The organism is Roseibium sp. ROS1 (genome assembly GCF_054658215.1).
On record NZ_BAAGIG010000001.1, the window covers coordinates 1,006,278 to 1,022,476 of the forward strand.

Annotated in this window: 11 protein-coding genes; 4 read left to right on the forward strand and 7 right to left on the reverse strand. The window is 60.6% G+C overall.

All coding sequences use genetic code 11. The features are described 5' to 3' along the window. The first annotated feature begins 384 nt into the window (after positions 1-384). Positions 385-5,268: a choice-of-anchor D domain-containing protein gene (locus ACYQ6M_RS04505; RefSeq protein ID WP_460072374.1), complete on the forward strand. Its 4,884-nt coding sequence runs from the start codon at positions 385-387 to the stop codon at positions 5,266-5,268. Positions 5,269-5,323: 55 nt separating this feature from the next. Here the strand turns inward: ACYQ6M_RS04505 and ACYQ6M_RS04510 are convergent, their stop codons facing one another. From ACYQ6M_RS04510 to ACYQ6M_RS04540, 7 genes are all read right to left on the reverse strand, one after another. Then, complete coding sequence (locus tag ACYQ6M_RS04510) at positions 5,324-6,076, reverse strand: ATP-binding cassette domain-containing protein (RefSeq protein ID WP_023000409.1); 753 nt, start codon at positions 6,074-6,076, stop codon at positions 5,324-5,326. Next, positions 6,073-7,284 (reverse strand): alanine racemase, encoded by a 1,212-nt coding sequence (locus ACYQ6M_RS04515; RefSeq protein WP_460072376.1) that lies wholly within the window; start codon positions 7,282-7,284, stop codon positions 6,073-6,075. The genes ACYQ6M_RS04510 and ACYQ6M_RS04515 overlap by 4 nt, the downstream gene beginning before the upstream one ends. A 14-nt stretch (positions 7,285-7,298) precedes the next feature. After that, entirely contained in the window at positions 7,299-8,252 is a 954-nt protein-coding gene (locus ACYQ6M_RS04520) for an ABC transporter permease (RefSeq protein ID WP_031269094.1), read from the reverse strand. A 67-nt stretch (positions 8,253-8,319) separates the two neighbouring features. After that, a complete protein-coding gene (locus ACYQ6M_RS04525; RefSeq protein WP_460072378.1) occupies positions 8,320-9,387 on the reverse strand; it encodes a substrate-binding domain-containing protein in 1,068 nt (355 codons plus the stop codon). Positions 9,388-9,524: 137 nt separating this feature from the next. Continuing rightward, positions 9,525-10,580: a substrate-binding domain-containing protein gene (locus ACYQ6M_RS04530; protein WP_055655584.1), complete on the reverse strand. Its 1,056-nt coding sequence runs from the start codon at positions 10,578-10,580 to the stop codon at positions 9,525-9,527. A 24-nt stretch (positions 10,581-10,604) separates the two neighbouring features. Then, complete coding sequence (locus tag ACYQ6M_RS04535; RefSeq protein ID WP_460072380.1) at positions 10,605-11,885, reverse strand: M20 family metallopeptidase; 1,281 nt, start codon at positions 11,883-11,885, stop codon at positions 10,605-10,607. Continuing rightward, complete coding sequence (locus ACYQ6M_RS04540) at positions 11,885-13,099, reverse strand: ROK family transcriptional regulator (protein ID WP_460072382.1); 1,215 nt, start codon at positions 13,097-13,099, stop codon at positions 11,885-11,887. Before ACYQ6M_RS04540 ends, ACYQ6M_RS04535 begins: the two co-directional genes overlap by 1 nt. A gap of 525 nt (positions 13,100-13,624) precedes the next feature. Between ACYQ6M_RS04540 and ACYQ6M_RS04545 the strand changes: the two genes are divergently transcribed. Genes ACYQ6M_RS04545 through ACYQ6M_RS04555 form a run of 3 tightly spaced genes read left to right on the forward strand, consistent with a single transcriptional unit; the run spans position 13,625 to position 16,135 of the window. Continuing rightward, entirely contained in the window at positions 13,625-14,107 is a 483-nt protein-coding gene (locus tag ACYQ6M_RS04545; RefSeq protein ID WP_460072384.1) for a hypothetical protein, read from the forward strand. Further along, on the forward strand, positions 14,079-15,659 hold the full coding sequence (locus ACYQ6M_RS04550; protein ID WP_460072386.1) for a hypothetical protein: 1,581 nt from the start codon (positions 14,079-14,081) through the stop codon (positions 15,657-15,659). The genes ACYQ6M_RS04545 and ACYQ6M_RS04550 overlap by 29 nt, the downstream gene beginning before the upstream one ends. A 44-nt stretch (positions 15,660-15,703) precedes the next feature. Then, on the forward strand, positions 15,704-16,135 hold the full coding sequence (locus tag ACYQ6M_RS04555; RefSeq protein WP_460072388.1) for a hypothetical protein: 432 nt from the start codon (positions 15,704-15,706) through the stop codon (positions 16,133-16,135). The last annotated feature ends 64 nt before the right edge of the window (positions 16,136-16,199 follow it).

Consider the following 16,199-nt stretch of genomic DNA (forward strand, 5'->3'; position numbering starts at 1 on the left):
TTTTAAGGGAATTATTCGCCTTAAAGAGGATGAAAACCAATTCTGACCAAATCTTTCAACCATAGTTAGAATTTGTCAGAATTGAATCCTTTTTCCTGACGCAGATGTGGTCAGTCAAAAATGTGATCGGATTTGCGCTTGAATTCTATTTAAGTTTGAGCGTAGTAGAATTTAAACCAAAGATTGTTTTGATAAAAATCACGTTATAGTTGTGTTTGACAGCTAACAAAAACCGGGCCTTCGAGCCTTGGCTCTTTCTTTTTGGGGTGCAGCGACCGTGGTTCGCTCTGTGGTGATTTGATGATTTGTGACGTATGGGGAGCCAGGCTCAGCAAAGCCGCGCGCGCAGGCGTCTTGTTGCGCTTTGTACAGTTGGCGTTTCTGATGCTTTTTCTGGGAGCCCTGCCTGACGACGCGAAGGCGGCCTATACAGACTGTCCAAGCAATTCTGTCCCGCTCGATCCTCTCGTGTTGAACCTCACGCTGGATGAATGCACGCGGGAAAGTGGCATCGGAACTACTACGGAGAACGACGACTGGATATTGATCCAGGATCAGGGTTCTGGAAGCAGTCTCACCAATTTCGATATCAACAACGGACCAAACGACCCGGGGAATGTACTTTCGTATTCCGTTACCAATGGAACGGATACCATCAACGTAACGTCGCCTGGTACTCAGACGATCGATTGTACCACGACATGCACAATCACCGGATCCTACGGTGCTACAGGCATTAATTTCACCTATCTTGATGCCGGTTCCAGCGGCGAAGTTACTCCACCGACGACGCCTCCAACATTCACCCAGGCATTCGCCCCCAGTACGATCGTGGCAAACGGCACCTCGACCGTCACATTCACGATCAACAACTCTGCGAACGGTGTGGACGCGACATCTCTCGATTTCACCGACAACTTGCCTTCGGGAGTGACCGTTGCCTCTCCGTCGAACGCTGCCACGACGTGTACCGGTGGCACACTCACGGCGACCAGCGGATCGGGTGTAATCAGTTACACTGGCGGAACCGCTGCGGCGGGTGCGACTTGTACCGTCAGTGCCGATGTGACGTCTGCAAGTGACGGAAGTTACGTCAACACCACAGGTGATCTCACATCATCGCTGGGAAATTCCGGGACGTCATCTGCCACGCTGACGGTTGCCTCTCCTGAAATCAACGTTCAGGGCAATGGGGTAAGCATTGCCAGTGGGGATACGACCCCTTCGGCGGCAGATGATACCGAATTCGGCAGCGTCTCTGTTTCGAGCGGTACAAATCCAAATACCTTCACAATCCAGAACACGGGTAATGGAACGCTCTCACTGACCAGTGTGACGTCCTCTGATAATGCGCAATTCGCTGTGTCGGGGACAACGGCCGGTTCGATACCGTCTTTGGGATCTGTAACCTTCACGGTCACCTTCGATCCGTCCGCGACGGGCTTGCAAACGTCAACGATTACGATCGTTTCGAGCGACGCGGACGAGAATCCCTATACATTTAGGGTTCAAGGAACAGGTATTGCACCCGAGATCGACGTCCAGGGAAACGGTGTCAGTATTGCCAGCGGGGATACGTCTCCGAGTGCGGCGGATGATACCGACTTCGGGAGTGTTGCGGTTTCGAGCGGATCTGTGGCGAATACGTTCACCATCGAGAACACAGGAACCGACACGCTGACGCTTACAAGTGTAACGTCGTCGGACAACACGCAGTTCGCCATTTCCGGTACGACAAGCGGTTCGATCGCATCTTTGGGGTCTTCGACCTTTACCGTCACTTTTGATCCCAACGCCGGTGGGAACCAGACTGCGACGATTACCATCGTTTCCGATGACATCGATGAAGGGACTTACACGTTCACGGTTCAAGGAAACGGCGTCGCACCAGAGATCAACGTTCAGGGGAACGGGACAAGTATCGTCAGTGGCGATACGACGCCGTCCGCAGCGGATGATACCGACTTTGGCAACGTTTCGGTTGCAAGCGGATCCAACGCAAATACGTTCACGATCCAGAACACCGGAACAGATGCGCTGACGCTGACGAGCGTGACATCTTCCGACAACACGCAATTCGCATTATCCGGCACGACCAGCGGCTCGATCGCCGCCTTGGGGTCTGTGACCTTCACGGTCACTTTTGATCCCAATGCGCTGGGAACGCAGACGTCGACAATCACGATTGAATCTAACGATCCCGACGAAGGAACATACACCTTTACTGTTCAAGGCACGGGTGTGGCACCGGAGATCAACGTCCAGGGGAACGGCACTACTATCGCCAGTGGTGATACGACGCCGTCGGCTGCGGACGACACCGACTTCGGTAGTGTTTCAGTGTCCAGCGGAACCAATGCGAATGTCTTCACGATCCAGAACACGGGTACGGACACGCTGACGCTGACGAGCGTGACATCCTCGGACAATACGCAATTTGCGGTGTCTGGTACGACGAGCGGTTCGATCGCCGCCCTGGGGTCGGTGACGTTCACGGTCACTTTTGATCCCAATGCGCTTGGAACCCAAACGTCGACGATCACGATTGACTCCAACGATGCCGACGAGGGAATCTACACATTCAGGGTACAGGGCACGGGAACGTCCACGCCGAGTTTCACGCAGTCCTTTGCTCCAGCGACCATTCTGTCAGGTGGAACCTCGACGGTTTCCTTCGTCATCAACAATTCCGCCAACGCCGTCGCCGCGACCTCGCTGGATTTCACCGACAATCTCCCCGCAGGATTGACGGTTGCCTCGCCTGCAAACGCCTCAACCACCTGCACCGGGGGAACGATAACGGCGACGACAGGTTCTGGTGTGATTTCCTACACCGGAGGCACCGTTGCGGCCGGGGGCAGCTGTTCCTTGAGTGCGGACGTTACCGGCTCCACAGATGGTTCCTTCGCGAACACAACTGGAGACCTGACCTCCAGCCTTGGAAACTCCGGAACGTCTTCAAGCACTCTGACGGTTGCTACTCCCGAAATCGACGTGCAGCGTCCTGCAGGAAACTCCATTGCGGATAACGGAACGGATGCGCAGGGAACAGTAAACGTGGGAGACCAGCAAACACTGGTCTACACGATCGAAAACACGGGTACCGCGACGCTCACCCTGACCGGAACGCCAACCAGTGCCTCGGCAGGCAATGTTTCGGTCGATTCAATTTCCGCGCCGGGGCTCACAACGCTCGCAGGTGGTGCATCGACCACCTTCACTGTTCTCTACACGCCTACTGCAATTGGCAATTTTTCGTTCGAACTCGATATTCTCAGCGATGACGCCGACGAACCCACGTATGACATCCTGGTGAGCGGTACTGCGATTGGCAGTCCGGAAATCGAGGTTTCATCGTCGACAGGCAATGCTGTATCGGACGGGGGGACAGACACCGTTCCCGGAATTGTCATGCCGGGAACAACGTCGACCATCACTTACACGATCACGAACACCGGGTCGGCCGTCCTCAACCTCACAACTCCAACGGTTGGTGCGAATGTTACCGGCACAAGCAACGTCACAGTCAACAGCTTCACATTGAGTTCCAACACCGTAAGCAACGGTGGCGGAACGGCGACGCTGGCTGTGGCCTATACGCCAACAGCGCCTGGAGCGTTCGGGTTCGACTTCAACTTCGCCAATGACGATGCGGACGAAAACCCCTTCAACGTATCGGTGAGCGGGACGGCAAGCGGGGCGGCGGCGGCGCTGTCGGTCGTGTCGGGGTCCGGGCAAAGTTCCGAAGTCGGAACCCGGTTCGAGGCAGTTCTCGTCGCGAGAGCGACAGACGTCAACAACAACGCTGCTGCAGGTGTCAGTGTAACATTCACTGCGCCAGCTGGTGGTGCGTCACTGACATTTGCGAGCACGGGCACCAACACGGAAACGGTGACCACCGCTGCGGACGGAACGGCGACCAGTTCCGTCATGACCGCAAACGCGGTTGCCTCGTCCTATAACGGCGGTGGTGCTCTTACGCCATATTCGGTGACGGCGAGTGCCACGGGGCTGAGCAGCGTCAGCTTCTCTCTCACCAATGACCGGGACGCATCGGCCGATATCCAGAAAACAAAGGAAGTAATTGCCTCCTTCGTGACAAGCCGTGCCAATGCGATCGTGTCCGGACAGCCTGATATCGTCTCGCGCCTGACCAGCGGCCCCTTTGGGCGGCAGCGTGGGCGCAACGGGTTCAATTTCGACGTTACGCCCACCTCGCAGTCCGGAAACTTCCAGTTCTCCCTGCGCGCCTTTGCCAATTCGCTTCAACAAGGTGGTGGCACAGGAAACAGTGCGGCAATGGCAGGAGCCGGGAGCGGCGTTCGCGCGGCGAATGCCGAGCCGGAACGGTACGCGGTCTTCGACAATTTCACCTCCTCCGGCACGATGAGTTACACGGCCGTCGGTCCGCAGGTGATGCAGGATGATACCCTCGCGATCCTGAGCGGCACCAATGGAGATGCTCCTTCCGGCGGCGAGGGCAGTGCCGAGTGGCAGTCGGGATGGGATTTCTGGGCCCAGGGAACGTATGCAATTACCGACAGCAACAGCAGCAACAGCAAGACCGGGCTGTTTTTTGCCGGGGTCGACTATCGCTACAAGGACCGGGCCGTCCTGGGCTTGTTGGGGCAACTCGACCTGACCGAGGAAAGAAACGGTGCTGCCGATACCTCCGCCGACGGCGTCGGCTGGATGGCTGGCCCTTATGCTGTTCTCCGGGTTCATCAGAATTTCTACCTGGATGGTCTGGCGACGTATGGCCAGTCCTACAACACCGTGAACGCGCTTGGGCTTTTCGAAGATGATTTCAGAACGCAGCGGTTTCTGTTGCAGGGCGGTTTGACAGGCGACTTCAAGCTCAGTGAAACGACCAGGGTCAGTCCATTTGCCCGCATCACCTATTACTACGAAGAACAGGAAAGCTACACGGACACATTGGGGCGGTTGATCCCGTCGCAGGATTTCGATCTGGGGCGGCTCGAGTTCGGACCAAAGGTCTCCTGGGACCTGCAGTTGAACGAGCTGCTGTTCTCGCCGTTCCTGTCGCTCTCCGGGATCTACGACTTCAACAAGTTGCAGGACGATACCCCGACGGATGCGACGCTTGCCTCTTCCGATGAAGATCTGCGGGCACGTGTGGAAGCCGGCGCGGGCCTGCTGGTGCCCGGCCGTAACATCCAGATTTCCGGGGAGGGCTTTTACGACGGGATCGGGACGTCCGACTTCCGCTCGTATGGTGCGACGCTTAACGTCACCATTCCGTTCTGATGTGAACAGACCAGCCTCCGGCAGTTGCCGGAGGCTGATTGTTCTGGCTGAAGGTTCAGGCCGCCTGGCCGGAAACGCCGGTGATCATGGAGACGATTTCGTTCTTGTCTGTCTCGCTGGTCTTGCGAACACCGATCTGCTGACCACGGCGCAGGACGCAGATGCGGTCGGAGAGGCGGAAGACCTGATCCAGGCTGTGGCTGATGATCAGGATGGCGAGGTTCTTTTCCTTCAACGATGCGACGAGCTGTTCGACCTTGGCCGTTTCCGCGACGCCGAGGGCAGCTGTCGGTTCGTCCAGCAGAACCAGCTTGCTGGCCCAGTGGGTGGCCCGCGCAATGGCTATGCCCTGGCGCTGGCCGCCACTGAGATCTCGAATGACAGAGCCGGCGGAGGGGATGCGGACATCGAGTTCGTCGACCAGCTCCTGGCATTCCCGGCGCATGCGCTTCTTGTCGAGCAGCCCGAAGGGCGGCTTGGTCAGTTCGCGGCCGAGGAACATGTTCATGTAGACCGGCTGCTGGTCGGCAAGGGCAAGGTCCTGGTAGACGACCTCGATGCCGAGACTGCGGGCCGAGCTAGCGTCTGAGAAGGATGCCGGCGTGCCGTCCAGCAGGATGTCACCCGAGGTTGGCTTATGGACGCCGGAGATGATCTTGACCAGCGTCGACTTGCCGGCGCCGTTGTCGCCGACAAGAGCAACGATCTCTCCCGCGTGAAGGTCGAGTGAGAAGTTCTCGATGGCGACCACGCCACCGAACGCCTTGTGGATGTTCTTCAGGGACAGAACGGGATTGTCGGCGGTCATTGCTGGAACGCTCCCGGCCAGGAGACGGCATCTCCGAAGCCATTTTCGATTGTGGTGACGGCAGGCGTGCCTGTGCTGACGCCGGAAATGCCGACGACAAGCGCCCGTGTGACGAAGGCCTGACCGCGGAAGCCGAAGACCACCGTGTCACCGGCGCGCATGGGTTTGGGCGAGGTGGCGTCGATCATCGCGTAATAGTCGATGGCGGAATAGTCAGGTATTTCGACCTCAAGCAGATCAGACTGGCGGGACGTCGGCTCCGAGGAGACGAGGGCCTTGACCGGGTACTTCGGGAAGACCGGATCGATGTAGAGGCCACCACCGAAGCAGTAGGCCTTGCCACCGTGGTGGTGGGAGACTTCCGACAGATAGAGTACGGCCGGATCTTCCGGCAGGTCTTCCACTGCATGAAGAGGTGTCGTGCCGTGGAGACCGTTGCCCGGTTCGCACTGGGTGGCACCGGCTTCGGCAAGGGCGCCGAGCACTGCGGAGGACGTGGTGCCAGGAGCGTTGATCTCGATACGGCCGCGACCTGCGCCTGCCAGTGCTTCGGCGGCGCGGGCGAGGGTCGACAGGTTTGGTGTCGGTTTGACCTTGCGCGTTTCCAGATCGAAAAGCAGCGCGGGGAAGGTGGTGATGCCGGCGAAGGCTCCGCCCTCCAGGGCGTTAAGCTGCTCTGCCACGGCGACAATGTCTTGCGCGTCGAAGCCGCCTTCATGGCCACGATAGAACGTGTCGCCCTCTGTCTGGATCCGGGCGAGCAGGTTCTGTGTCCTGCCGGCGGACTTGGCGGCAGCGGCGGCTTCCTGTGCTTTCTCGGACGAGAAGACCGTCCAGTAATCCGGTTGCAGCTTCGCAGCGGCAAAAGCGGCTTCCTGCCTCGGAACCTGGACCAGGTGGCCGAGATGCCCGGTCTTGAGGCCGGCACGGTCGCAGGCGAGAGCGCAGGCCATGTCGACCGCAACGGATCTTTCGATGCCGCCGCGCATGACCGCCTGGCAGAAACCGGAATGGCGTCCGACCTGTTTGGTCATGGCGAAGGTTTTCAGGCCGTGCTTGTCGGCCTCGCCCTTGAAAAGGCGAGCGTTTCGTTCGACCGCGTCCAGATCGAGAACATAGGCATTGGCAGGGATCTTGCCGGCCTGATGCAGCGCCATGGCCGCTTCGATGAAGGCCGGGTTGCGGCGCATGAGAACGTCGAGAAACATCGTGGTCCTCCAGGTTACCGGCTGGTGTCGCGCAAGGAGACGGCGACTGCGACGAGAATGATGAGACCGCGGACGATCATCTGGTCGGAGACATCGAGCCCCATCAGGATCAGTCCGTTGTTGAGCATGCCCATCAGCAGCGAGCCGAGCAGCGCTCCGATGACGGAGCCCTTGCCGCCGTTGAGGGCGGTGCCGCCGACGATGACGGCTGCGATGACCGTCATCAGGTCGCTTTCGCCGAGCGTGTATTTGGCAGCCTGAAGGCGGCCGGCGTAGAGCAGGCCGGCAAGCCCGGCCATGGCGCCGCACAGCGTCAGCACGCTGAGGCGGATGCGCGGAACCTTGATGCCGGAAACCTGGGCGGCGCGAGGATTGTCGCCCGTTGCCACCACATGGGCGCCAAAGCGAGTGTTGCGGTAGACGATATGGCCGATGACGACGGCAGCGATGGTCCAGATGACCAGTGAGGGGATGGAAAACAGGCTGCCGGAGCCGAAGATGCCTGCGAAGGTGTCGTTGAGGACCGGGATCGAGCGCAGGTCCGTCATGGAGCGGGCGATACCGGCGAAGAGGCCCATGGTGGCCAGCGTCACCAGGAAGGACGGCAGGCGCAGATAGGCGACAAGGACGCCGTTCATGGCGCCGATCAAGGCACCGGCACCGATGCCTGCGATGACACCGACGACCAGCGGGTAGCTTTGCAGGGCAAGCGCAGCGGCGAGAGCCGAGACGGCAACGACTGAGCCGAAGCTGAGGTCGATTTCCCCGGCGGACAGCGCGAAGACCAGTCCAATGGCCATGATCGTTGCCGGTGCGGTCTGCAGAACGATGTTGGTCAGGTTGCGGGGCGACAGGAAGCCGACGTCGTGAAGGGTGAGAGCAAAGAAAAGAAAGATTCCGAGAAACCCGAAATAGATCACGCCTTGCTTGTAATCGAGTTGTCTTAGTCTCGAAACCGCCTGGGTCATGGATTGCCTCAAGTTCGAAGAGGTAGGTGACGGCAGGCCGCAAGGCGCGGCCTGCACGGAAAGGGATTTACTTGGCTGCTTCGGCAACGCTTTCGGGCGGATCCATCTTCATGGACTTGTTCCAGCCTTCGGTGACATTATCCGTACCAACCGTGATGGCGTCGACCACCAGGAACGGATCGACGGACTTGCCGAGAAGGCTGGCTGCAGCGGACCGGGCCGCGTAGACGCCGATGCTGTAAGCTTCGTCCGCAATGATTGCCGCGGTGTTGCCACCCTTCAGCATGTCGAGGGCAACCGGCTCGTTGAGGTCGATGGTGACCACCCTGGTGGTGTCGTTGCCCTGCTGGCGCAGAACCGAGAGGACGCCAAGGGCTGGTTCTGCCCACGGCGTATAGATGCCGCCGAGATCCGGGTTCCGTGACAACATCGCCCGGGCGATGTCTTCGGCGTTTGCGGGATCGGTCATGCCGGACTCGATGGCGATTTCCATGTTCGGAAACTCGTTTTCAATGGTCCATTTGAACGCCTGGTCACGCTGGTTGGTGACCGGGAAATCCGCATCGTGGAACATGTAGCCGATCGTACCCGTCTCGCCCATGGACGCAGCGAGTGCCCGGGCGGCCTTTTCGCCGATCTGCACCAGGTCGGCGGAGACGACGGTGACATAGTCCTTGCCATGGGTGAAGCCGTCGACGGCGTTGTCGACGAAGACAAGCTTCACGCCGGCATCGCGGGCAATGCCATAGACGGTCTGTGCTGTGGTCGGGTCGATCGGCAGGGATACGATGATCGACGGCTGGTTGGCCATGATCGTCTCGACGTCGGACTTCTGGCGGGCAGAGTCGAAACCGGCGTCGGTCTCGGCAACGACCTTGATGCCGAGCCGTTCGAACTCGTCCTTGGCGCCGCGTGCGACCGCGTTGGACCAGTCGTAGAGCTCGTGCCAGGCAAAGGCGGCCGTATAATTGCCTTCGGCCACTTTCGCGACTTCGGCATCGGTCAGTTCGAGCGTTGCGACCGGCGTTGGGGCTTCGCCCTTCGGGCCAACCGTTTGCGGGCGGTCAGCAGCCGAGGCCAAGGCGGTCATGCCGACCAGCAGTGTCGACGCCAGGAGTGTCTGTAACTTGAACATGCGACTTCTCCGTAAGGTTCGGTATTAACCGTCGGAAAGACGGTGTTGCTTCTCGGAGGTCCGTGCGGGTTTTTAGAGTTGTTGTGAGGACCTGTTGGCCGGCAGGCTGTGATGGGGCAGCCTGCCGGAATGCCGGGTCAATTCGCGGAGGTAACGCTTGCCGGCGGGTCGATATTGAGGGATTTCTTCCAGCCCTCGGCAACGTTGTCTGCAGTCACGGTGATGGCCGGTGCCGCGATGAAGGGCGGAACGTCCTTATCGACGAGGCGCAGGGCTGCGGCAGCTGCCATGGCGCGGCCGAGTTCATAGGCTTCGTCCGCAACAATGGCTGCAACGTTGCCGCCGCGGACCATGTCGAGAGCTACCGGCTCGGACAGATCGAGCGTGACGATCTTGGTGTCCTTGTTGCCGTTGGCACGCAGGGCTGCGAGCACACCTTCGGCCGGGCCGGCCCAGGTCACATAGATGCCGCCGAGGTCCGGGTTCTTGAGCAGCATGGCGTTGGCGATTTCCTCAGCGCGAGCCGGGTCGCTGATGCCTTGTTCCGCAATGATCTTGATGTCCGGATAGTCGTTTTCGATGGTCGACTTGAAGGCGTTGTCACGCTGGTTGGTCACGTAATAGTCGGCGTCGTGGAAAATCCAGCCGACGGTGCCCTTGCCGCCCATGGCGCTGGCGAGCGCGTCGGCAGCCTGTTTGCCCATCTGGTAGAGATCGTCGGTCACGATGGCCGCATAATCGCGCGGGTGCTCATAATCGGCGGGCAGGTTGGACAGGAACACCAGGGAAACACCGGCATCGCGGGCTTCCTTGAAAGCGGCGGCGGATGTGACCGGGTCAAGCGGTAGCGACAGGATGATGTTGGGTTCCTTGGCCATGGCCGTTTCAACGTCGCTGCGCTGCTTGGCGGCGTCAAAGCCAGCGCTTGTGGTTGCGACAACCTCGATGCCCAGGCGCTTGAACTCGTCCGTTGCACCGGCTGAGACCGCGTTCACGAAATCGGATTGGTCGTGCCAGAGCAGGGCGGCCTTGTATTTTGCGTCCTTGATGGCGGCGACGGCATCGTCGGGGACCGTCACTTCGGCGGAAAGCGTTGCCGCTTCGCCCTTGGGGCCGACCGTCTGGGCCATGGCGGAGACGGACATCAGCCCGAGAAGGGCGGATGTCGCCAGATGTTTGACTAGCAGTTTCATTTCTAACCCTCTGTTATGTTTGGTTCAGTCTGCTTCTTCTTCCAGGCCGCAATAGTCGGCCACGAACAGCGCGAAAGCCCTGACGGCTGCCAGATAGCTTTCCACCTCGATGCGCTCTTCGAATGTGTGTGCGACGCTGATGTCCCCAGGTGCGCAGTAGACCGCGGGACACCCGATCTCGTTGACAAGAAAGGGAGATTCCGACCAATAAGGTGCGCCGCCGATGGCGCCGCCGGATAGGTTCTGGCCGTTCGTGGCGACCTCGACGCAGCGGGACAACTGCAGGGCGGCGGGGGTTTCGCGGGAGATCTCGACGGGTGAGCCGCCGAAGCGGTGATCACGGCCGGCGGGGTACGCAATCCCGATGCCGATGCCGTCGGCGACCGGCGCCGAACGGACGACCGCTTCAAAGGCGGCGACCGCCTCATCCAGATTCTCGCCGGGGCGGAGCTTGCGGATCAGGGAGAGCTTGCACTCGCCCGGAACGGCAATATAGCCGCCGCCATTGATATGCGTGACGAGGATGGAGGAAGCGCCGACCAGATCGTGCTTCGGTCCTGCTGCCAGTTCCGCCTCATGTTGCCAGAGGTTGCCCAGAATTGCGTGGGTTGCCTTCAGGGCATCGACGCCGAGCTCCGGCGTGCCGAAATAGGCGGATTTGCCGGTTATGGTGATGTCGGCAATGAAAAATCCGATCTGGGCCGTATAGACATCCAGCCTGGTCGGTTCGACATAGACCGCGAAATCCGGCTTTGCGATGGTGCCGTCCTTGACCCTTTTGACGAGATCGTGCGCGCCGGCGCTGACGCCGGTGCCCGGTTCGCCGCTTTCCTCATCGCCGATGAAAGCGAAGGAGAGGCCGCCAGCGTGACGGTAGCCCGCCTTCTGCAAGAGCCTGAGGCCGCCAAGTGCGGCGCAGATGCCGCCCTTGAGATCGCAGGCGCCACGGCCCCAGATCTCACCGTCTATCAAGGCGCCGCCGAAGGGGCTTTCCTGAGGCTTGCCCTGCCAGGCTTCCTGCCAGCCGCGCACATGCACGGTGTCGGTGTGGCCGACGAAGAGGAGGCGGGGGGCATCGTCACCGGGGACCGGCTGGTGCTGGCCCCAGACGTTGAGGCGGCCGGGCAGGAATTCGCCGGAGCCGGTTTCAAGACCGAGCGTTTCCATTTGCGATTTCAGGAAGGTGGCAAAGCCGGTTTCGTTGCCGGTGACGCTGTCAATCGACAGGGCGCCGCGAAGCAGGTCGATGTCGGCGTCCCGGTCCTGCGTGGCCAGCAGCTTTTCATGCAGGTTTGAGGAAACCATCAGGCCGCTCCCTTCTTGAAGGTTTCGATGGACGGCGGCGGAACGGCGATTTCAACGCCCTTGAGGCCTTCGGTGAACATCGACAGGTGCAGACGGGAGAGGGCGACGGAGGCACCGCCGGCAAGGGCTGCGTGATTGCCGAGGGTCGACTTCTCGATCAGGACAGGGCGCGGAAAGCATCTGGAAATGAATTTGCGGACATTGACGAAGAGCTCGTCCCGCGTGCCGATGGAACCGCCGATGACGATGCAGGACGGGTCCATGACCGCTGCCAGCGCTGCCATGACGCGGGCAACCTGGCGGGCGATCTCTTCCAGTGTTTCAGTGGCGGCAGTGTCGCCTGTGTTTGCGGCGTCGAAGATGTCCGGCACGTCCAGCGTCTTGCCGGTCTTGCTTTTATAGAGATCGGTGATGGCGTGGGTGGCGGCGACACGTTCCAGGGCACCGACTTCCAGGCTTTCCGGTTCGAACGGATCAGCGCCGAAGGGCAGGTAGCCGATTTCACCGGCAGCGCCGTTCATGCCCCGGTGGAGCTGGCCGCCGATGACGATGCCCGCACCGATACCGGTGCCGATGGAGACGTAGATCAGGTCGTCCTTGTCGCCGCGTTTGGTGAGCCAGTGTTCACCCAGGGCAGCAAGGTTGACGTCGTTTTCGATAAAGACCTCGATGCCGAGGATCTCCCGCCAAAGACCGGGGGCGTCGATGTCGCCGATGCCGGGGATGTTTGGGGCCATGCGGATGTGGCCGGTAGCCGGGTCCGGAGCGCCCGGAACGCCAATGACGGCGACACGAGGCAGCTTGAGCGAGGGGCTGGCTTCGGTCGCTGCCCGGCGGATGAGGTCCGCGACCTGATTGACGACGGCGATGCCGCCCTGCCTGTCGGTCGGCTCCACCAGCTCCGAGACGACGGCCCCGGTGAGGTTGCAGATGGCAACACGGATCTTGGTGCCGCCGAGATCGACGCTGGCAACGGATGCCGCATCCGGCACGATTTCATAAACCACGGCACGGCGGCCGATGTGGCCTTCGGTCTGTCCAACCGTGCGCACCCAGCCTTCTTCTTCCAGATTGCCGACGATTTCCGAAACCGTCTGTTTCGACAGGCCGGTGATCTTGGAGACGCTCGCCCGGGAGATCGGGCTGTAGCTGGCAATCGCCTGGACGATGGCACTCAAGGACATGCGTCTGGAGATGTTCGAGGGGTCTGCCAAGGCTACGCTCCATTAGTTCGTTCTGTCACCGAACTAATTAGATTTTGAGACACGAGTCAAGCGGTGCATTGAAAAATCGGGAGAGATTGAAAGCAGGTTGAGGGAGCGGTGAGAGAAAAACGATGTCTGAGCAATCGAAAAGACAAGCGCGTGAAGGCAGTTGCGGGTGGGGCGGGAAGGGCCGAAAAAAATGTTCCGATGCGCACAACGGAGGCAGTCACCAAGTTCCTGTTTGCAAGAGTGATTTTGAAAAATGCGGTCTAAACAGTGGCTTCAGACATTGGTGCGACGTGGACAGCTTCGACAAAACCGGGCAAAAAGGGGCTTCCTTATTTTACCGTGGATCAGTGTGCCCAAGAGGCCTGGTACCGGTTTTACGCTTCTTCCCAAAACCAAAGACAATTTCAGCAAGGCGCAGGCTTTTGCATCTGGTGCTTCGAGCGCCGGGGCCAAGGACCGGCGGTGGGGAAGCTGCGGACCGTGTCTTGAACTGACCTCCAGACGACTTGCAGGAAAGTGCGACCCATGACTTTGCCAGAAGGGGGCGGCAGCGCGCTGAAGTGGCCGACAGCCAGAGCGCGCCGGAAGGTGTGCGCGGAGTTTTGCGCGCATATTGCCGCCGGATATTCGATCGACAGTTTTCCGGACGCCGACCGCCGGACAATCCGCTATTACGCCGAACAGTTTCCCGAGGACTTTCCGCCCGCAAGGCTGGAAGAAGCCACCCGGCGCGGCCTTCTGGAGTGGGAGCGGATCGGCAAGGACGGCGCAAGGGGAGAGCTGGCGAAATTCAACGCCAGCGCCTGGACCTTTGCCATGAAGAATCGCGCCGGCTGGCGGGAGCGGACGGAGCCGGAAGCCTGGCCGGTCTGGAGCTGGCCGGAAGACAGCCAGACACTCGAGACATTGAAACCGCGCAGCTCGGAGGAAATCGCTCTGGGTGTGATGGCATTGCTGACCGGAAAGGATATGCCAAAGGATGGCGACGGCCCTCGAAACGCTGATTGACCACATCGACCAGATGCCCGCGGACGAGCGGGTTGCCTTGCAGAAACAACTGGATGAGGCGGGGGTGCTGGACCAGTTTTCCGTCTGGCGGCCTCAACCCGGACCTCAAACGGAAGGCTATTTCTCAAAAGCCGATCTGACGCTTTACGGCGGCGCGGCGGGCGGCGGCAAGACGGATCTGATTGCCGGACTGGCGCTGTTTGCCCACCACAAGGCAGCGATCTTCCGCCAGTCGCTCAAGTCCCTGAAGGGCTTGAGCGAACGCATGAACGCGCTGATGCGCCAGGCGGGCATGGGCAAGATTTCCGGCAATCCGCCAAGGTGGACCGGGCCCGACGAGCGGCTGATCGAATTCGGGCATCTGGGGCTACCGGGGGCGGAAGAGGACTGGCAGGGGCGCGACCATGACCTGAAGGCCTTCGACGAAGGCGCACAGATGGACCCGCGCAAGATCATCTTCGTGCTCGGCTGGCTGCGCACGACGCGAAAGGGCCAGCGTTGCCGCGGTTTGATTGCCACCAATCCGCCGCTGGGCGGGCAGGGGGACTACCTGAGCGACTGGTTCGCGCCCTGGCTCGATCCGCTGCATCCGCTTTACGGCAAGGTGCAGCCGGGCGAGATCCTGTGGGCGGTTTTCATCGACGACGGCGATGCCATTCGCACGGTGTGGGTGGACGGGCCGGAGCCGGTGGAGATCGAAGGCGAAGTCCGCCCCCCCAAGAGCCGGACCTTCATTCCCGCGCGGCGGCAGGACAACCGCTTTCTGGGAACGGACTACGATGCCCAGCTCGACCAGATGCCGGAGCCGATGCGCACAGCGCTGAAGACCGGAGACTTTCTGGCGGCCCGGCAGGACCACGAGTGGCAGGTGATCCCGTCCGACTGGGTGGACCTTGCATTCGAGCGATACAACCAGGGCATCGATCGGGACGAACCGATGACAGTGCTGGCGGTGGACGTTGCCCAGGGCGGGAAGGACCGGACGGTGCTGCAGCCGCTGCATGGCCGGCGCTTTGAAACCAACATCGTGCGCAAGGGCACCGACACGAAGGATGGTGCGGATGTCGGTTCGCTGATCATCCGCGAGCGGCGCGACAATGCGATGATCGTGGTGGACTGCACCGGCGGCTGGGGCGGCGATACGGTTGGGTTCCTGAAGCGGGAAAACAATATTCCGGTCGAAAAATGCGTCTTCTCCGCCCAGTCGGGCGAGAGTGCGAAGGACAGCAGGATCCCGTTCTACAATTTGCGCGCCGAACTCTATTGGCGCTTGCGCGAGGCCTTGCACCCCAAGAGCGGGCTTGGGCTGGCAATCCGGCGATCGGCAACGGTGAAGGCGCAGTTGACGGCGCATCGCTGGAAGATGCGAAACGGAAAAATCCTGATTGAGAGCAAGGAAGAGATCAAGGAACGGCTGGGCTCTTCCCCGGACGAGGCGGATGCGATTGTCGAGGCATTGGGATGGAAGCAGAAAGCGGAGCTGAAGAAGGTTCTGAGAACCGGGGCCGAAAGCCGGATGGCGCCACTGGGCGACCCGCTGGACGGTTTCTGATCCGCGACCTTTGCCTGCGGGACGCCAGCTTCATCGCGGCCAACATGCGCGATCAGGACCTGCGCGAGATCGCCTGTCTTTGGAAGGAATGGGACACGCGCGCGCTGGCGGTCTGCGCGTTGCAGACAGCGGTGCCGGGCATGGTGTGGTCGCTCTGGTACGACGGCCAGCCGGCGGCGGCCTATGGCTTCAGCCGGGCGTCCGCCTTCGATCCGGACCACTGGCAGGCCTGGGCCTTCGGCACGGACCGATTCCGCCGATGTGTGCCGGCGATCACACGGCACTTGCTGGATCTCCGGCAGATTGTGGAACGGGATTGCCGGCGGCTGCAGGTGATTACGCTGGAAAATCATGACATTGCCCACGGCTGGATCGAGGCGCTGGGCGCAACACGCGAAGGGCGGCTGAGAGCCTATGGCCGGGGCGGGGAGGACTTTTATGTCTATGCCTGGGCAAGGGGGGACAAGCGGCCATGAGCGTTGTTCGAAACCGGGAAGGCTGGTAGCGTCCGGCCATTGCTATTTTGACGTTTTTATCTGG